Genomic DNA, 18296 nt, shown 5'->3' with positions numbered 1-18296 from the left:
GGATCACACCACACCGGCTGCCGGCGGGCGACCTGCCCGGCAAGTGGTCGGCCGGCGCCCAGGGTTCGGGGCCCCGCGGGACACAACGTCGCCGTTTCAGCCCTTGGAGTCCCGCTTCCAGTCCCGGGCGAGGAGCCCGAGCACCACCTCGTCCATGAACTCGCCCATCACCCAGGCCGCGGAACGCAGCACGCCCTCGCGGACGAAGCCGTTGCGCTCGGCGGAGCGCAGCATCGCGCCGTTGTCCGACAGCGTCTCGATTTGCAGCCGCTGCAAGCCGCGCACGACGAAACCGTAGTCGCACAGCACCGCGACCACGTCGGTGCCGTAGCCCTTGCCGCGGGCGGACGGCACCAGCCCGATCCCGATGTGCGCGGACCGGTGGTGGTTGTCGATGTCCCACAGCGACGCGATGCCGACCAGCGAGTCGCCCTCCAGCTCCACCACGGAGAACGGGACGATCCGCTGCTCCTCGTCGTCCACCACGAGCCGCCGGTCCTTCGAGCCGGGCGTGATCGGCCGCCACGGCCCGCCATCGGCTCGCGAGGCGTTCACCACGTCGTCGTAGAGCTCGGTCCGAAGGACCGGAACGTCCTCCTCGTGCCGGGCCCTGAGCCCGACCTTGCTGCCCCTTAACATGCACGCTTCCTATCCGACCGGCCCGACCGGCGGCAAACCATTAAGGCACCGACCGTTCACCCGGTGCTAGCCGATGGGCACCACGCGGGCCCAGGTGGGCGGTTCGGGCCGCCGGTAGTGGCCCGCGTGTTCGCGGCGGAACAGCCCGACCACCGTCCGGCACAGTGGCCGGCTGCCCGGCCAGGGGGTCTGGCCGTCGGTCAGGACGACGATGACGTCCGGCCCTGGCCGGGTCCGCAGTGCCCTGGTGAAGCCCGTGCGCAGATCCGTGCCGCCGCCTCCGGTCAGCGTGATCCCCTCGGCCCGGCACAGCGGACCGGCGAGGTGGGCCGCGGCGTCGCAGGACAGCACGGTGACCAGGTCCCGGCGACCGCCCACGGCCCGGGAGATCGCGGTGACCTCGTGGAGCGCGCTGCCCAGTTCGGCGTCGCTGACCGACCCGGAGGTGTCGATGATCACCGAGACCCGGGGCGGCCTGCGCCGGAGGCTCGGCAGCAGGGCGCCGGGCACTCCGGCCGAACGCCGCGAGGGCCGGCCGTAGCTGTAGTCCTCGCCGGCCCCGGGGCCCGAGGCCGCCGAACGGACCGCCGCGCCCAGCAACTCCCGCCAGGGCTGCGGCGGATGGAACGCTTCCTCCGCCCAGCGCCGCCACCCCTTGGGGGTGTCGCCCGGGCTGCCGATGATGCCCTGCGCCACGCGGAAGCGGACGGCGTCCCGCTCCTGGTCGCTCAGTCCGTGCGCGCCGCCGGGTCCGAGGTCCCACTCCCGCTCAAGTCCGTCGGCGCCGCTGCCGCACTCCAGCCAGGCGAAGTCCTGGGTGCGCGCCCCGAGACGGAACTGGCGCAGGTAGTCCTCCATCAACTCGCCTTCGCGCAGGCCCAGGATGGCCGGGGTGACCGCGCCCGCCGGCCGCAGCAGCCCGTCGCCGAACACGTCGTCGTTGATCTCGCAGTCCGCGGCGATGTTCATGCGCAGCCGTTCCGCGGGGCCGGTGAGCCCGTGCTCCCGGGCGAACCGGTCGCCGCGCCCGTGGTGGTCACGCAGCAGGTGCGACACCTCGTGCACCCACACCCCGGCCAGCTCCTCCACGGGTGTCCTGTCCACGAACGCCGGGGAGGCGTAGGCCCGCCAGTGCCGGTCGACGGCCATCGTCGGCACCCGCCGCGACTCCACGACGTGCAGGGCGAACAGCGCCGACGCCAGGTAGGGCCTGGCCCGGACGGCGTGCAGCCGGGCGGCGAAGAGTTTGCCGAGGTCCAGCGTCCCCGGCTCACCGCCGGTCAACGGCCGCCCCGCCCGGCGGTGGAGCGGGCCGCGGCCAGGTCGGCGCGCCGGGACAGGGACACCGCTCCGGCGAGCCGTTCGATGGTCGCCGGGACCTCCCAGCCCTCGCGGCGCAGGGTGGCCAGCGTGGTGGCGGGAACGACGACCAGGTCCGGGGCTCCCGTCTCCACCGCGCGGGCCAGCAGCGCCCAGGCGGCGTCCCAGCGGGACTTGTCCGGCCGCGCCCGGACCGCCGCCACCACCGCGTCGAGCGCGGCCTGGCGCAGGTCTCCCCGTTCGGGGAGGGCGGCGCCCGCCGGGTCGGCGAGCAGGTCCTCGGGGTCGGGGAGGTCCATCCGGTCGATACTGGCCAGGAGTTCAAGGCCGGGGCCGTCCCCGACGGCTCCCCTCACCAGCAGGGAGAGCACTTCTCTGGACGAGCCGGCCGCGGTCGCGAAGGCGACCAGGCCCAGGCTCATCTCCCAGCTGCGGGGGGACGGCCAGGCACCGCCCCGGCCGGTTTCCCCGCTGGGCAGCCGGTGCACGAGGCCGGGCCGGGCGGCGAGCAGCCCGCAGACCGCTCGGCGGGCGAAGTCCACGGCGCTCGCAAGCCGTTGCGGGTCCAGCCGGGGCAGGGTGGCGCGCGGCCAGGTGCCGCCGAGGCCGCGCACCACGACCTCGTGGTCGTGGGTCCACTGGAGGTGTACGAACCGGTTGGCCAGGGGCGGGCTCAGCTCCCAGCCGTCGGCGGCCGATGAACGCGGATTGGCGGCGGCGACGATCCGGACCCCGGGCGGCAGCCGCAGGGCGCCGACCCGCCGTTCGAGTACGAGGCGGAGCAGGGCGGCCTGGACCGCCGGTGCGGCGGTGGACAGTTCGTCAAGGAACAGCAGTCCGCGGCCGGCCCGGGCCAGCCGTACCGCCCAGTCCGGCGGGGCCATCGGGACGCCGCGTTCCGCCGGGTCGTCCCCGACGATCGGCAGGCCCGCGAAGTCGGACGGCTCGTGCACGCTGGCGATCACGGTGGTCAGCGGGAGGTCGAGGGCGGCGGCGAGCTGGGTGAGGGCCGCGGTCTTGCCGATCCCCGGCTCGCCCCACAGGAGCACCGGCAGGTCGGCGGCGACGGCCAGGGTCAGGGCCTCCAGCTGGATATCCGGGCGCGGTTCCGTGGTGGCGTCGCGCAGCAGCGCCAGCAGCTCGCCCGCGACGTCGAGTTGGGAGGCCGCGGGCCGGACGGCGGCGTCGGCCGGGGTGGGCGCGGTGGCGTACGGGGTGCTTGGGGTGCTTGAGGGCATGAGTGATCACCTGTCGGGTTCGTGGTGGGCCGCGGATGCGCGGCGGGGATGGGCCCGGATCAGCGGGTGGTGGCGTGCCGCGGGCGGGCGCGGTGGTCGCGGGCGCGGCGGTCGCGCGGGTGGGTGCCCGGGGCCGGGTCTGGCCCGGCGAGGCCCGCCCGGAACAGGCCGTGGGCGACGCGCCCTCGCGCGGCGGCCTCCAGCTCGTCCCGCAGGGCGCCGCCGGGCAGCGTCGAGTTGCGGCCCAGCAGCCCCTCGACGACGGCCAGCGCGCCGTCGATGTCGCCGTGGTCCAGGCGTTCGCGGACTCCGGTGAGGGCGTCCGGCTCCCGGTGCGCCCGGCCGATCTCCCGCAGACAGGGCAACGCGGTACCGGTCAGGGCGGCCAGCAGTTCCTCGCGCCGGATCTCGTCGGGGTCGTGGTCCAGCGCGGACAGCACGCCGTCGACGAGGCCGATCCGGTGCCGCGCGCCCCGGCACTCCACCAGGTGCGGCCCGCCCGCCCCTCGCGGCCCGGAGCCGGGGGGCGGCGGCGCGTCCGGTGCCAGGGCCCGGGCGACCAGCGGGTGCAGCTGGTCGGGCCTGATCAGCCCGGCGCGGATCAGCTCCAGATCGGGCAGGGCCCAGGTCGCCGCGTCGGGCAGCACCGGCAGCGCGGACGCGCGGCGTTCCAGGGCCGCCGCGGTGATCCGCGGTGCGGGCGGCCCGGTGCCGTTTCGCGCGGCGAGCTCCAGGAGCAGCCGGTGCCGGGCCCCGAGCCGAACGGTGACGGCGTTGGCCGCGCGCCCCTCGGCGCGGAGCAGGATGCCCGCCTCGGCCGGCCAACGGTCCACGGCACAGCGGCGCTCGCGCGGCATCAGCCGAAGCGGCTCCAGGTCAGGAGCGGGTCCTTCGGCGCCGGGCGGCCGGTCGGCGCCGGCGCGGATGCGCAGCTCACCGGTCCGGTGCGCGTCCCACAGGTGACGGTGCAGGTCGAGACGGTACCGGGGGTGCGGGCGGGGCCGAGGGTGCCGGTGGCCGCCGGTCCCGGAGCGGGACCCGTTCCACAGGGCGAGGCTGATCCGCTGGCCGGCGGCCGCCCAGGCGGGCGGGGTCCTGACCACCAGGTGCACCGCGCCCGGGCCGTCGCCGCCGGTGTCATACCGGGCCAGCGTGAGGGTCAGGCCCGGGCGCAGCAGCCCGTCGGGGGCGATCCTCGGCATGTGCCAGCGCAACAGGTCGGGGGCCAACAGGCGGAGATCGGCCCGGACTCGGGCGGCGAGCTCCTGGCCGTGAACGCGGGCCACCGAACGGAGGCTGAGGTCGACATCGAAGCCCGCGGCGGCGCATGCCCCGGCCCAGTCGCCGGCGCGGCGGCGGGCGGTCGCGGTGTCGATCATGGAGGGCGGCACGGCGAACTCGCGCACACGCAGCCACAGGGAGAGGCGGGAATCCTCGTTCGCGGTGTGAGTGAGCATCAGCACTCACCTTGCGCGGACGGGTCCCCCAATCTGCTGAGAGAGTCAGTCGTCATCGCACGCAGCGTAGCGCCCCCGGCCGGTGATCCGCCAGCCGTGCGGCAACGACCACGGCCGGCCCGCGCGTTCCGCGCGAGGGGGTCATTCCTCCGCGTCGCGGACCAGGAGTGCGATCTGCACCCGGTTCTCGACCGCCAGCTTGGCGAACAGGTTGCCCGTGTGCGCCTTGACGGTCGCGACGCTGATGTGCAGCCGCTCGGCGATCTCCGGGTTGCCAAGCCCGTCCGCGATGGCCCGGGCGGTGGCGAGTTCCCGTTCGGTCAGTACGGACAGCTGTTTCCGCGCGGCTTCGCGGGCCGAGTCGCGAGCATCGGAGGACTGCGGCCCGGTCGCCGCGGCGATCACCCGTGCCGTGGCCGCCGGGGACAGCACGGGGTTCCCGTCCGCGACTGTCCGCACCGCGTCGATGATCCGCGGCGGCTGGGTGTCCTTGAGAACGAACCCGAGCGCTCCGGCGCGCAGCGCGCCGAGCACCAGATCGTCGGAGTCGAACGTGGTCAGCACGAGCACCCGCGGCGGCGCCGCCCGGGTGAGGAGTTCCCGGGTCGCGCTGAGACCGTCCCGGCCGGGCATGCGCACGTCCATCAGAACGACATCCGGCCGCTGCTCGTCCACCACCGTGATCGCGGCGTCCCCGTCGGCCGCCTCGGCGACGACGGTCAGGTCCGGTTCGCCGTCGATGATGAGCCGCAGCGCCATCCGCACCAGTTGGTCGTCGTCGACGATGACGACTCGCACCGGCTCCCGCTCGGTATCCACTCATCTCCTCTTTTCATGATTGCTTCCCGGCCAGGGTAGTTGCGCGGTGAGGAGGTATCCGTTGCCGGGTGTTGCGTGATGGTCGAGTTTTCCGCCGGCGAGGACGACGCGTTCGGTGAGACCGAGCAGGCCGAATCCTGATGCCGGCGGTTTCGCGGACGTCGTGGTGGCCGCGGAGTTATGGACGCTCACGTGCAGCTTCTCGCCGGCTGCTCCTTCGAGGATGACGTGTACGTGTGCGCCCGGGGCGTGTTTGGCGGCGTTGGTCAGTCCTTCCTGGACGATCCGATAGCAGGTTCGTCCGACGACGTCGGACGGTTTTCCCGTCACGGTGGTGGTGAGCGTGACATCCAGCCCGGAGGCGCGGGCGTCGGCTACCAGTTCGGGGATTCGGTCGAAGGAAGGTTGTGGCGGTTCCAGGCGACCCGGACGGCCCGGGCGGCCCTGGTCGGCTCGGAGCACACCGAGGACGTCGCGTAGTTCTTCCAGTGCCTGGTGGGAGCCGTCGGCGATGCCGCGGATCAGCACGCGCATTTCCTCGGCGGGGAGGTCGCCGCGGTGGTCCAGCACTCCGGCTTGCATAGCGACCAGGGAGATCCGGTGCGCGAGCACGTCGTGCATCTCGCGGGCGATCCGGTTCCGTTCCAGGGCCCGTGCCTGTGCCGCCCGCGCGCTCTGCTCCCGTTCCGCGCTTTCCGCCCGGTCCCGCAGGGAACGTACTTCGACGCGCCGCGCCCCGACGGCCATGCCCGCGGCCGCCGCGATGCCCGCGGTCAGTGCCGGGAGCGCGAGTTGGAGCCAGATCGAGCCGGGCGGACTCTCGATCGGGTAGAACCCGCCGGTGAATTGTGTCGCGGTCACGTAGGCCAGCCCGACAACCACGATCTCCACCGGACGGCGACGAGCGGAGATCGAGCCCAGTGCCAGAAGCGCGGCGCCGGAGGCGAGCGTCGACGCGGTCGAGGCGATCGCGACCGTCATGGCGACGGCGAGCGGGAACCGCCGCCGCCACAGGAGCGCCATCAGGCAGCCGGAAGCCACCAGCGGATCACCGGTGAAGAACCAGGAGTACGTCTCGTCCGTCTGCTCCCGATCGAGCACCACCCCCATGGAGAGCCAGATCGGTATGCCCAGTGCCGCGGCCGCAAGCAGCCGCCATATCTGCTGCCACGCCCCGAGCCGTGGCGCGACGTCTGTGTTCACCTGGTCATTATCGCGAAACGGTGCGGCCGGTGCAGCGGACCGGGGTCTGATGTGCCCTCGACCAAGGTCGAAGCACCACCTGGTCGCTGGTCGTAGGCGATTCGAGCCGCCGGGCTGATGTGCCGGCGCCGATGCCGGGACAGAATCGTTCACGTGCCGAAAAAACCGGAGAACAGGGGTGGCTATCTGGCCCTTGAGGCGGTCGGAATGGTGATCACATCCCTGTCCGCCCAAGCGGTGATCCGTGGTTTCTTCAATTCGGAATACGAGCCGATTCAGGGCATCTTCAGCAGGGTTCCCGGCGGCTTTTCCGGCCAGATGATTCTCCTCGCCTTCATGGCGCTCGCGGGAACGCTTTTCGGCGGCTGGGCACATATCCGCCAGGAACCGGGCACCGAGCGGGCCGGTAATCCCGGGGGAATTCGACGGAAATACCGCAAGAATATGGAGAAATAGTCATGGACAAGCGTGGACGGTCCTTGCTGCAAGGTCTGGGACTGATCGTCATGGTCGGATTCGGCCAGGCGGTGTGGCGTGGCCTGTTCGACCAGGGCGAGCAGTTGCTGGGAGGCGCTTTCGGCTGGGCTCCGGGCGGCTGGAACGGCCAGATGACCGTGATCGGCACGATCGCGTTCGTCGGCCTGCTGATCGCTCTGGTGGCGAACTTCGGTGCGCCACGGGCGTCCCGCACCGGACGCTGATCGCACGCCGCCACCACGCCGGCCACGTCAGCCACGCCGACCTCGCCGACCACGCCAAAGACCCCGCGCCGTCCCGCAGGAGGACATCAGATGCACCGAACTCTGCCCCTCGCCCTCGCCCTCACCGCCACCGCGGCAGCGGCGGCTGCGACTCTGACCCCGGGAGTGCCGGCGGCGGCAACGCCGGACACCGTACGGTGGGGGCCGTGCCCGGAGGAGGTCGCCTCACCCCGCCTCGAGTGCTCGACGCTCGAAGTCCCGCTGGACTACCGGGACCCGGACGGCCGGCAGATAGACATCGCGATCTCCCGGCTGGCGAGCGAGGAACCGTCGCAGCGCCGCGGCGTGCTGCTGACCAACCCCGGCGGCCCCGGCGCCACGGGGCTCGACTACCCGGCCGTGCTCGCCGGCTCGGGGCTGCCGCAGGAGGTGCTGGACTCCTACGACCTGATCGGCTTCGATCCACGCGGCGTCAGCAACAGCACGCCGGTGACCTGCGATCTGACGCCGGAGCAGCAGAAGCGCGGCGCCTTCGCGCCATACGCGCACACCGCGGCCGATGTGGCGCAGGAGGCGGAGTACGCGCGGACCATCGCCGAGCAGTGCGCCGCCTCGCCGACCGCGTGGATGCTGCCGCACACCACCACCGCGAACACCGCGCGCGACATGGACCGGGTCCGGGCGGCGCTGGGCGAACCGCGGCTCTCGTATCTCGGCGGCTCCTACGGCACCCACCTCGGTGCGGTGTACACGACGATGTTCCCGGACCGCAGCGACCGGGTCGTGCTCGACAGCGCCCTGGGCCCCGGCGGTTACGACGTCACGGCCATGCGGATGTTCGCCCCTGGACTTGAGGACCGGTTCCCGGACTTCGCCGCCTTCGCCGCCGCCCGCCCCGAGTACGGTCTGGGCACCACACCGGAGCAGGTCACCGCGAAGTTCTTCGATCTCGCGGAACGGTTGGAGGCGGCACCGGTCCAGGGCGTCGACGGGACGGCGTTCCGCGGGATCACGTTCGAACGCCTCTACAGCGACGCGCTCATGCCCTTGCTGGCCGAAACCTGGCAGGCGCTCGACACGGACCGGCCCCTACCGCCCATGCCGCCGCCACCTGCGGACCCGGAGAACTCGATGGCCGCCCGTTTGTACGTGATCTGTAGTGATTCGCGCTGGCCGGGGACGGTCCAGGAGTATCAGCGGAACGTCGCGGCCGACCGGCAGAGGTACCCGATGCTGGGCGGGATCGCGGCCAATATCGGACCGTGCGCGTTCTGGCCGGCCGAGCGGGTCGAGCCGCCGGTGCACATCGGTGACCGGGGCCCGTCGAACGTGCTCATGGTGCAGAACGAGCGCGACCCGGGGACGCCGCTGGCCGGTGCCCAGGAGCTGCGGCGGGCGTTCGGGGACCGGGCCACGATGGTGACGGCCGACCAGGGCGGGCACGGCGTCTATCCGTTCGGCCGCAACACGTGCGCGAACGACGCGGTGACGGCGTTCCTGACCACCGGGCAGCTCCCGTCGCAGGACCGAGCCTGCCCGGCGGAGCCGAGCGAGTAGCGAGTAGCAAGTAGCAAGTAGCAAGTAGCGGGAACGAAGCACAGCACGCCCGCCCGGGCGGACAACCGCCACGGTCGTCCGCCCGGGCAACGGTCGTCCCGCCGCCGTTCGCCGGGCTACGGCCGTCCGGCGCCGCGGCGGGCGAACTGCCCGAGCGCCGCGTCGACGGCGAGGAAGGCGAGCAGTGACAGGCCCAGCAGCGGAACGTAGTAGCCGACCACCGCGGCGAGCGCCAGCAGGGGCACGAGCACCGCCCACGGCGCCCTGCGCCAGGCGCCGCGCGGGGGCGGGCGGCCCCAGGCCATGCGCCGGGCCGCGGTGGGCCGCCGCTGCCACCACATCCGGTAGCCCAGGACGATGACCGTCATCAGGGCGCAGGCCAGCGCCATGAGCACGATCTGGTTGGCGAGCCCGAACAGCAGACCCATGTGGGCGTCGACCCCCCACCGGGCGAGTTTGGCCGCCAGCGGCCAGTCCTCGAACCTGACGGTGTCGGTCACCTCGCCCGTTGCCGAGTCCACCGCCACCGCGTCCTGGGCGACGGGCCAGTGGCTGCGGGTCTCCTTGATGGAGTAGACACCGCCCGGCTCGGCCGGGTAGATGATCTCCACCTCGTCGCCGAGCCCTTCGTCCCGGGCGGCCGCGAGAACCCGGTCAGGACCCACGTCGGCGGCGTGGCCGTCCCCTCCCGCATGCCCTTCGTGCCCCTCGTGCCCCTCGTGCCCGCCGTGTCCTTCGTGGTCCGCATGCTCTCCTGCGGTGGTGCTCACCGCCGGGGTCTCCCAGGACAGTGCCGAGCGCAGCTCCGTGATGTTGGCTCCCGCGTGCTGGGACCAGGTCAGGCCGGTCAGCGAGAGGAAGCCGAGCCCGAGCGCGATCCACAGGCCCACCGTTCCGTGCCAGGTGAGGGACGCCCGGCGCCCCCGCAGCCCCCGTTCGGGCAGCAGGGTGCGGCGGACCCGTCGTTCGGCGCGCCGCCGCCCGATCCACAGCACCACGCCCCCGAGGACGATGACCGCCAGCCAGCTCGCGGCGAGTTCACTGTAGTGACGCCCGAAGTCCCCCAGGTGCAGGTTGCGGTGCAGCTCGTCGACCCACCAGCGCACGGGGAGCGCGCCCGAGGAACCGTACGCTTCCAGCGCACCCCGCACCTCCGCGGTGTACGGATCGACGAAGACCGCGAGCCGGTGGCTGGGGCCGAGCCCCGGAACGTCGAGGAGGACGCGCGTCGTCGCACCCTCGTCCGCGCCCGGGCGCACCCCGTTGACCGTCCCCTCCGGATGCGCCGCGCGGGCGGCCGCCACCTGCTCCTCGACCGGGAGCCGCTCCTCACCGACGGGCACCCGCAGTTCGTGTTCGTAGACGATCTTCTCGAACTGCACCGACGCCGCGTAGAGCAGGCCGGAGAACGCGGCGACGAAAAGGAACGGCGCCACCAGGAGCCCGGCGTAGAAGTGCAGCCGCAGCACGAGCGGTTTCACGGCCGAACGGCTCCCACGGCTCGCACGGCTCGCACGGCTCGCACCGCCGGTGGAGCCGCTGTCCGCGGCCTGCTCCTCCTCGGGCTCGCCCACTTCGGACAGTGCGGTCATCGCAAGTCTCCTTTGCACCCGTGCATCACTCAGGTAGTCGTGAAGCCGGCCCACCGCGTTCCCGGGCAGACCCGACAGGCGGTGAGAGCAGGAGCGGAGCATGCGCCGGCGCATCGCCTCCGATAAAACGTTCGCGCCTGCCGCCGTCCGGATGGTGAGGTGGCACGGTGACCGAGCACGACGAGGCGGCGGCTGTCCGACCGTTGACACTGGCCTGGGTGAGCCGGCACCTGGCGGTCGGCGAGCGGATCACCAGGATCGAGGCGCTGCACGGCGGCATCACCGCCGAGATGCGGAGGCTGACCGTTGGCACGCGGGACGGAGGGACCCGGCACCTGGTGCTGCGGAGCTTCGTCGACCCGTTCCACGTGGAACGCGCCGAGGATTCGCTGACCGGGGAGTCCGGCGCCCTGACCCTGCTCACGGGGACCGCGGTGCCGGCTCCTGGGCTGGTCGCGGTTGATCCGACCGCCGCGCATTGCGAGTATCCGTCGCTCCTCATGACACATCTGGCGGGCCGGACGGTCCTCGACGACGAGGGACTGGAGGCGCGCGTTCCGCTGCTGGCCCGTCAACTCGTGGCGATCCACGCGTTGCGACCCGCCGAGCGGCCCCGGAAGTACGGGACGTTGACGACCGCCGACAGCGTCGTGGTCCCGGACGGCGCCGACGCGGCGGCATGGACCGCGGCGATCGACGTGATCCGCGAGCCCGCGCCGCCCTACGAAGGGCGGTACCTGCACCGGGACTTCCAACCCGGCAACGTGCTCTTCGACGTGCCGCCCGCCGGGCCGGCAGCTGCCCGGATCACCGGCGTCGTCGACTGGGCTGGGACCTCCTGGGGCCCGGCGGACCTCGATGTGGCGCACTGCTCCGTCAATCTCGCGCTGCTGCACGGCCCGACGTGGGGTCTGCGGTTCCCCGAGGCGTATGAGGAGGCCGGCGGGGTGCTGGCCGCGTCCGCGAGCGAGCGGCGGTACTGGCTGGTCCGGGACGCGCTGGCGTCCTCGGAAGAAGTGGAATCGGTATCGCAGCCATGGCGGGAGGCGGGCAGGACGGAGCTGACGGCGCGCGCCGTGGAGGAGCGGCTGGATGCCTATGTCACCGCCCTGATGGACACGCTCGGCTGAGCCCCGGGGCCCGGGTGCGCTGCTGCCCGGTGTCGCCCAGCGCGGCCTTGCGGTAGTCGCGTGGTGGCACGCCGTACGCGGCGCGGAAGGCGCGGCCGAAGTCGGCCGGCCGGCGGAAGCCGAGGCGGTGCGCGATGGCGCTGACCGTGACGTCGGCCAGCAGGGGGTCCGCCAGGTCGCGGCGGGCTCGTTCCAGCCGCTCGTGGCGGACGAGGCCGGCGACGGTCGCGCCGTGCCGCTGGAACAGCCGGTGCAGCGAGCGGGCGGACAGGTGGTGGGCGCTGGCGATGGTCTCGGGAGCGAGCGCCGGGTCGGAAAGGTTGCGGAGGATGAAGTTCTGGACGCTCAGGTAGAGCGCCTGGGGGTGCCGATCGGCCGGGGGCATCGGGCGCTCGTCGACGCGCTGGCCGATGGCGGCCTCGATCAGGTCGACGAGCACGGTGGTGAGCCGTGGCCCGTCGGCGGGCCCGTACTCGTGGGGCCGTTCGGTGACCTGGATCAGGAACCGCCTGAGGACCTCGCCGAAGCCCCGGTCGGTCGGCAGCCTGGTGGAGAGCAGCGGGGTGAGCCGGTCCGGCGGGACGGGCAGCAGGCGGCGCGGTAACTGGACGACGATCTGGCGCACGCCGTCCCCGTGTCGCGGCAGTGCCGAGCCGTCGAACGGGTGGGACGAGTCGTAGAGCACCAGTTCGCCGTCCTCCAGCTCCGTCTCGTTCCTGGACTGGGCGATGCGCATCCGGCCGGTGACGGTCAGGGACAGTTGCAGGTACTCCGGGTCGCTGCGGCGGATCAGCTCCGGCGTGCGGCGGACGCGGGAGATCGAGGGATAGGACATGGACGAGATCTGGGCGAGTCCGAAGTCCAGCATGGTGAGGCAGGCGCGGAAGTCGTCCGCGTGATCCGTGTGGATCGCGGTCGGTATCAGCGTGGTCATGGTCATGTCGTGCCACCAGGCGAACCTGTCCACCTCGGGTGAGTCCTCGGTGGACCGAGTGGTGACTATCACGCCGTCAACACCTCTGCTTCCACTCCGCATCGGGGGCCGGGGAGAACCGGCCAGGCCCGGCCTCCCCACGCATACTCCCTGTGCGGGACGCCTACCCGGCGCGCGCGGTTTCGTCTCCCGGTATTTCGGCGCCGGGCGGCCCCCGAGTGGTGGCGCGGAAAGCGGAACGGTTGGCGCCGAGAGCTGTGGACCGCGCCGACGTGAGCCGGGACAGTCGACAGCGACGGAACACGGCACGGGCTCAGCCGGCCAACGGGGGCGGTGCCGGGTTTCGTCATATCGGGGACGACGGTTGGGCGGGAGGCGAGCCGGCTATGGCCACCACACGCGGGGACAGTACGCACGAGGGCGTCGGGGATGACGGCGTGGCGGGTACACGCCGCGCGGCCGGCGGACGGGAGGCGAGGTCGTGACGTTCCGGGGCCAGGCCGTGGCGCAAGCCAACCTCTCCGCGGGGCAGTTGGCCGAGTTCCCCACCCTCGGATTCGTCCCCTGCCCGGGGAACGCCGACGCCGCCGCGAGCCTGGCCTCCGAGGTGCGGAACGTCACCACCCAACTGGGCGACGCCCTCGCGGAGATGAACGGCTCCGCCTTCCAACGACGGTGGGAGGGCAAGGCGGCGGACGCGTTCCGCGACACCTGGGCGCAGCTGCGCCCCAAAGTCGAGACTCTCCACCAGTCGATGAACGGCGCCGCCGGGGCCCTTCAGGAGTGGGCCCGTTACATGCCTGGCCAACAGGGCGCGGCACGCACTCTGGAGGAGCGCGCCCGGCAGATCAAGCAGGCGCTGGACGCCCTGCCGGCTCCCCCACCCCAGTTGATTGGGAACCCGTCGGTCTTCCGTTCCCAAAAGCTGAGAGAGCTGTACGGCGAGGAACAGGCCGCGGTCTACCTCCGCGACGAGGAGCGGCGCGAGCAGCTGAACGACCAGCTCGACAACATCCTGGAGCAGGCGCGCCTGCTCGCGCGGGCGTATGCCTCCCGCGGTGAGGACATCGCCGACCGGCTGCGCAGCGCGCTCAGCGAGGTGACCGAGGGCGGGTTCTTCTCCCGCATCGGCCAGGCCCTGGCGGACGGGGTGCTCGGGCCGCTGGAGCCCCTCCAGGAGTGGATCGTGGGGAACGCCGCACGCATCGGCGAGGTGGGCGACGTGCTCGCCCTCTACAGCACGGTGATGGCGGTCGGCTCCGAGCTTCCCTTCATGCCGCCCTCGGCCAAGGCGGTGCTGGGCATCGGTGCCGCCGTACTGGGGCTGGGCGCGCTCTCGGTCCACGGCACGGCCAAGCTCGCCGGCGCCGAGGTGACGGGGCGCACATTCAAACAGGACTTCCTGGGGGCGCTGGGGTTCGGGACGGTGGGCGGACTCGCGGGAGGCTACACAAGGCAGATCCGAGCGTCGGGACGCATCGGCACCATCGACAGCGTCCTCAACACCGCAGAGGACCCGTCCACGCTGCGCTACTTCGTACCGACCAACGCGCGGCAGGGGCTCACGCTGCTCACCGGCCATCACGCGCTGGTGGCGTTCGAGAACGCCTGGCGGGCCGGCGGAGAAATGAAGAAATAGCGACCCGGAAGGGGGTTCGTGGATGTTGCAGGTGGCCTTTGACATACCCGAGAGTTTCGCCAGGACCCCGGTCGGGATGACCGAGGACGAGGTCCGGGCGCACGCCACGGCCCGGCTCCGTGACGGCGCCGACGGCGCCGACGGCGAGACGTTGCGCGAAGTGCTGGAGCACTCACAGAGGTTGAGAGAGGCGGGCACCCTCTACTGTGGCTCGTTCCTCGGCGAGCTGGATGCCGAGCTCTCGCTGGCCACGCTGATGGTGAACGTCGTGGAGTTCCCCTACGGGGACGACCCGCGGCTCGCCACCGAGGGCATGGCACAGTCGCTTTCGGCCGCCCGGGGGCCGCAGTGGGCGGGCGGCCTCTACGAGTTGCCGTGCGGACAGCCGGCCTGCGTGCTGACCGGGCCGGTCGTCTACCAGTCGCCCGACGTCGAGCCCGACGAGGTGGCCTACACGAAGCTACAGGCGTTCGTGCCGGTGCCGGAGACGAGTGATCAGCAGGAACAGCTGCTCCTGGTCGTCGACTTCGGCTCCCCGTCACGGCAGCACTGGGAGCGCTATATGGAGGTCCCCGCGCGGCTGCTGCGCAGCCTCTCCTTTGCCGAAGCCGACTCGAAGGGGCCTGAGCATGGCTGACCTGTATGTGGAATACCAGTCCGTCCGTGGCATGCGCGACAAAGTCAGCGAACTGCACACCCGGTTGCGGGGGGTGGCGGGAACCGCCCGCGGCTTCGACGGTGACGCCATGGGCGTGGTCGCGCTGGCATCGGTCGTGGACGACACGGGCGAGGAGTGGGAGCGGGAGACCGGGCAGCTGGCCCAGGTCTTCGACCGCGCCGTGGACTCGCTGGACGATGTGCTGAGCCACTTCCAGGGCGTGGAGGAAGAACTGCGCCAACGCGCGACGCGCGACTGAGTCCCGCCCCACCGGAGGCCGTCGTCGCTCCGCAGGGGGTGTGTCCGCTGCCGCTGATCACAAGGTTTGTCACCTGGGCACCGGATCACCGGATCACCGGTGGCCCTGACTTCGCTCAGGACATGGCCGACGCATCGCGGCGATCTCGGCTGCGGTGCGGATGAACACGGCGAGCGCCCGGTCGCGGCGTTCCTCGGGCCAGGCAGCGAGCAGGGTCGTCCGGCGACCGTCGACGGGGATGGCGACCAGGTCGCGGCCGAGGTGACGGACCACGGACTCGGGCAGCATGGCGACGATCCGGCCGAGGGCGATCAGCTCGGCCACCTGCCCGGTGTCACTGATCACCGGGCCGCTGCCCGGCGACTCCGGGGTCCAGCGCGGAAAGGTCTCGCCTACCAGGTCGGCCGCGCGTACGGATGCGCGCCCGGCCAGCCGGTGGGTACGCGGCAGCACCACCAACTCACGCTCGGTCAGCAGTTCCTCGGTAGCCAGGCCGGACAGGTCGTCCTGCGGCAGCCGCACCAGCGCGACGTCCGCGACTCCGTCTCGCAGCAGGGCTTTCTCCTCGCCTATGCGGCAGATCAGCACCTCGACGTCGACCGCGTCGGGCAGGGAGGCGAGACGGGCCAGCAGAGGTCCGAGCAGGCCGGCGTCGCCACCCGGCTTTGTCACCACCGTCAGCTGCCGTGTCGCGTGCCCGGCGCGCCGAGCCGCACGCTCGGCCGTCGCCAGTGCGGTGAGTGCCTTGCGGCCCTCGTTCAGCAGTACCTCGCCGGCCCGGGTGACCGAGACGTGGCGGCTGGTGCGCTCCAGCAGCCGGACGCCGATCCGCCGCTCCAGCAGCTGTATCGCCCGGGACAGCGGGGGCTGAGCGATACCGAGCCGGACGGCGGCCCGACTGAAGTTCAGCTCCTCGGCGACCGCGACGAAGTAGGCCAGTTCCCGCGACTCCATACCGTGAGGGTATAGGTGAAGGCTCCGATTGATCTTGGTGCCGTTCGCCGGCGGCTGGTGGACTGGCGCCATGACAGACATGGTTGAACGGGAAACCCACGTGGACCGCATGCGCTTCTTCGTCGAGCAGGTGCAACACGGAGGGCGGTTCGAACTGATCGACACGCTGGTCCACGCCGACTACCACAATCACACAGCCGAACCAGGGCAGGGAAAGGACCGGGAAGGAGTCCGGGCGACCATGGTCGCCATGCACGCGGCGTTCTCCGACCTGACCGTACAGATCCTGCACTGTGTCGGGGATGGAGACCTTGTGGCCACTCACAAGAGGTTCCGCGCCAGACACACCGGCCCGTGGTTCAACGTTCCTCCATCGGGCAGCCAGGTCGAGTTCCGGGTGATGGACCTGGTCCGCTACCGGGATGGCCAGATGGCCGAACACTGGGCCGTAGCCGACGCGTTGAGCCTGCTGCGGCAGACCGGCGCGCTCACGTGAGCCGGGCCGGTCGCACCTCGCCACGCTCGCACCGCCCTTCCTGACCAACGCCACCGATGCATCGACCGCACACGCCCCCGCAGATCCCGAGCGATCGCCGCGCGCGATCCATCTCGCCCGAACCGGCCGCGACGACCCCCGTGAAGTCGATCGCCGACGGACGATCTCGGCCGAAGACGAACAGGCTCATCGCGGAGGAGAGCGCTTCAGCTACGCGACGTCCGGCCGTGTCATCAGCGGCGACCGCACATGCAACGCCAGACTTGGGCTGGTCAGGGGCACGACGTTCCACGTCGCCATCGCTGTCCCCGCGTCGGCGTCGACCGACAGCCGAACCCGGTGCGGTGTGGTGATGACGTAGACCTCGGCGACGAACGTGTCGCCCTGCCATGCGCCGGCCGCGACGACAGGGCGGCCGAGCGGCGAACTCTCCCGCCATTCGCCGTGGCCGGCCTCGATGTTGAGGAACGGCCCGAGTCGAAGGAGCCATCCACCGTCCACGGGCTCGACCGTCACCGTCGTTCCGTCGGGCAGGGCCGAATCCTCGACGGAGGCGTCGAGTCTCGCCTTGACGGAACGCTCCGGGGCGGCCGAACCCGGCACCGACGCCAGTGACAGCCGCCGCAGCCGATCGGCGAGGATCTCATCGTCCCGGCTGCTTCCCGCGTGGTCCAGGCCGGGCAGCAGGCACTCCCACAAGGGGTCGAGCACTGCCTCCCCCTGCATAATGGCGCCGGTCACGGCGACCACGAGATCGGACGACGGGACGACCACGCACAGCTGGCCGAAGGCGCCCTCGCCGCGGTAACCGTGACGCGACATCCAGAACTGGTAGCCGTACCCGCAAAGCGCGTCGGGATTCTTCGACCAGTCCTCGATCTGCGGGGTGTCGACGTGCCGTCTGGTCGCGAGCTCCACCCATTCGCGCGGGACGAGCCGCCGGTCGCCCCAAAGCCCTCCGCGCAGCAGCAGTTCGCCGAAGGCGGCGACGGCCTCGGTCGTGAGGTGCAGTCCGTGGAATCCGAAGGCGGCGCCGCTCGCCACCCGATCCCATTCGGCGTGGTCGACGCCCATCGGCGTGAAGAGGCGCTCGTCCAGCAGTTCCGGGAGGCTGCGGCCCGTGACCCGTTCCACCATCCGGGCCAGGATGAAGGTGGTCGGATTGTCGTAGGCGTGCCGTGTCCCCTCGGCCTCGGGGAACGGTACGCGCAGGAAGCCCTTCACCAGGTCGCCCGGTTCCCGTTCCCATGCCTCGGCGAGGCTGTCCGTACGATGTCCGGCCGTCATGGACAGCAGGTGGTGAACGGTGAGGCGGCGCCCCTGCGCCGAGATGCCGGCCGGAACGTGGTCGGGCAACACGTCCACCAGCCGATCGTCCAGCGAGAGCAGCCCGTCGGCGATCGCGAGCCCCACGGCGACCGAGGTGAACGACTTGGTCAGCGAGTAGAGAAGGTGCGGGCGCTCGGCCGAGTACGGCGCCCACCAGCCTTCGGCGACGACGTGACCGTGACGTACGACCATGATGGAGTGACACTCGACGGATTGCGCTTCGAGCCGGTCGAGCAGCGCGGTGATCGAACGGGACGATATCCCTGAGGCAGCCGGGGCCGAGCGCGGCAGCAGGGTGGGCCGAGAAGCCATCCGGGTACCGTATACGAAGGCATTCTCGGGCCCCAGCGATTAACTGACCGCTTCGTGTG

Annotated in this window: 18 protein-coding genes; 8 read left to right on the top strand and 10 right to left on the bottom strand. The window is 71.9% G+C overall.

Annotated elements, in window-relative coordinates; genetic code table 11:
* Positions 1-96 precede the first annotated feature (96 nt).
* The 6 genes from STBA_RS25540 to STBA_RS25515 form a co-directional block, all read right to left on the bottom strand.
* Complete coding sequence (locus tag STBA_RS25540; RefSeq protein ID WP_077061463.1) at positions 97-639, bottom strand: GNAT family protein; 543 nt, start codon at positions 637-639, stop codon at positions 97-99.
* A 66-nt stretch (positions 640-705) separates the two neighbouring features.
* The gene (locus tag STBA_RS25535; RefSeq protein ID WP_077061462.1) at positions 706-1923 is read right to left on the bottom strand and encodes a VWA-like domain-containing protein; all 1218 of its coding nucleotides are present in this window, start codon (positions 1921-1923) and stop codon (positions 706-708) included.
* The gene (locus STBA_RS25530) at positions 1920-3197 is read right to left on the bottom strand and encodes an AAA family ATPase (protein ID WP_079252161.1); all 1278 of its coding nucleotides are present in this window, start codon (positions 3195-3197) and stop codon (positions 1920-1922) included. Before STBA_RS25530 ends, STBA_RS25535 begins: the two co-directional genes overlap by 4 nt.
* 59 nt (positions 3198-3256) lie before the next feature.
* Entirely contained in the window at positions 3257-4654 is a 1398-nt protein-coding gene (locus tag STBA_RS25525; protein WP_077061461.1) for a hypothetical protein, read from the bottom strand.
* 141 nt (positions 4655-4795) lie between these two features.
* A complete protein-coding gene (locus tag STBA_RS25520; protein WP_077061460.1) occupies positions 4796-5473 on the bottom strand; it encodes a response regulator transcription factor in 678 nt (225 codons plus the stop codon).
* Positions 5474-6676 carry a histidine kinase gene (locus STBA_RS25515; protein WP_077061459.1) on the bottom strand — a complete coding sequence of 401 codons (1203 nt, stop codon included), beginning with the start codon at positions 6674-6676 and terminating at the stop codon, positions 5474-5476.
* Between the two features lie 153 nt (positions 6677-6829).
* Here STBA_RS25515 and STBA_RS25510 point away from each other — a divergent pair, with 153 nt between their 5' ends.
* From STBA_RS25510 to STBA_RS25500, 3 genes are all read left to right on the top strand, one after another.
* Positions 6830-7132, top strand: coding sequence for a hypothetical protein (locus STBA_RS25510; RefSeq protein WP_143659575.1), 303 nt, complete (start codon positions 6830-6832; stop codon positions 7130-7132).
* Positions 7133-7134: 2 nt separating this feature from the next.
* The gene (locus STBA_RS25505) at positions 7135-7377 is read left to right on the top strand and encodes a hypothetical protein (RefSeq protein ID WP_077061457.1); all 243 of its coding nucleotides are present in this window, start codon (positions 7135-7137) and stop codon (positions 7375-7377) included.
* A 90-nt stretch (positions 7378-7467) separates the two neighbouring features.
* On the top strand, positions 7468-8934 hold the full coding sequence (locus STBA_RS25500) for an alpha/beta hydrolase (protein ID WP_077061456.1): 1467 nt from the start codon (positions 7468-7470) through the stop codon (positions 8932-8934).
* 116 nt (positions 8935-9050) lie between these two features.
* On the opposite strand, the gene STBA_RS25495 is transcribed toward STBA_RS25500, so the two are convergent.
* Positions 9051-10526: a PepSY domain-containing protein gene (locus STBA_RS25495; protein ID WP_077061455.1), complete on the bottom strand. Its 1476-nt coding sequence runs from the start codon at positions 10524-10526 to the stop codon at positions 9051-9053.
* Between the two features lie 167 nt (positions 10527-10693).
* On the opposite strand from STBA_RS25495, the gene STBA_RS25490 reads away from it, so the two are divergent.
* Positions 10694-11656, top strand: a complete 963-nt coding sequence (locus STBA_RS25490) for an aminoglycoside phosphotransferase family protein (protein WP_077061454.1) — start codon at positions 10694-10696, stop codon at positions 11654-11656.
* Here STBA_RS25490 and STBA_RS25485 read toward each other — a convergent pair.
* Positions 11628-12662 carry a helix-turn-helix domain-containing protein gene (locus STBA_RS25485; RefSeq protein WP_077061453.1) on the bottom strand — a complete coding sequence of 345 codons (1035 nt, stop codon included), beginning with the start codon at positions 12660-12662 and terminating at the stop codon, positions 11628-11630. The genes STBA_RS25490 and STBA_RS25485 overlap by 29 nt on opposite strands.
* Positions 12663-13071: 409 nt before the next feature.
* Between STBA_RS25485 and STBA_RS25480 the strand changes: the two genes are divergently transcribed.
* Genes STBA_RS25480 through STBA_RS25470 form a run of 3 tightly spaced genes read left to right on the top strand, consistent with a single transcriptional unit; the run spans position 13072 to position 15146 of the window.
* Positions 13072-14229, top strand: a complete 1158-nt coding sequence (locus tag STBA_RS25480) for a WXG100 family type VII secretion target (protein WP_077061452.1) — start codon at positions 13072-13074, stop codon at positions 14227-14229.
* Between the two features lie 31 nt (positions 14230-14260).
* Complete coding sequence (locus STBA_RS25475) at positions 14261-14866, top strand: hypothetical protein (protein WP_143659574.1); 606 nt, start codon at positions 14261-14263, stop codon at positions 14864-14866.
* Positions 14859-15146 (top strand): hypothetical protein, encoded by a 288-nt coding sequence (locus STBA_RS25470; RefSeq protein WP_077061450.1) that lies wholly within the window; start codon positions 14859-14861, stop codon positions 15144-15146. The genes STBA_RS25475 and STBA_RS25470 overlap by 8 nt, the downstream gene beginning before the upstream one ends.
* Positions 15147-15239: 93 nt before the next feature.
* Here STBA_RS25470 and STBA_RS25465 read toward each other — a convergent pair whose 3' ends face one another.
* Positions 15240-16100, bottom strand: a complete 861-nt coding sequence (locus STBA_RS25465) for a LysR family transcriptional regulator (protein ID WP_077061449.1) — start codon at positions 16098-16100, stop codon at positions 15240-15242.
* Positions 16101-16179: 79 nt separating this feature from the next.
* Between STBA_RS25465 and STBA_RS25460 the strand changes: the two genes are divergently transcribed.
* Complete coding sequence (locus tag STBA_RS25460) at positions 16180-16596, top strand: ester cyclase (protein WP_077063585.1); 417 nt, start codon at positions 16180-16182, stop codon at positions 16594-16596.
* 210 nt (positions 16597-16806) lie between these two features.
* Here STBA_RS25460 and STBA_RS25455 read toward each other — a convergent pair whose 3' ends face one another.
* The gene (locus STBA_RS25455; RefSeq protein WP_171987789.1) at positions 16807-18237 is read right to left on the bottom strand and encodes a serine hydrolase domain-containing protein; all 1431 of its coding nucleotides are present in this window, start codon (positions 18235-18237) and stop codon (positions 16807-16809) included.
* Positions 18238-18296: the final 59 nt, after the last annotated feature.

This window comes from Streptomyces sp. MP131-18 (genome assembly GCF_001984575.1).
GTDB classification, from domain to species: Bacteria; Actinomycetota; Actinomycetes; order Streptomycetales; family Streptomycetaceae; genus Streptomyces; species Streptomyces johnsoniae.
Note: the sequence above shows the minus strand (reverse complement) of the source record. Positions and strands in the feature narration are given on the sequence as shown.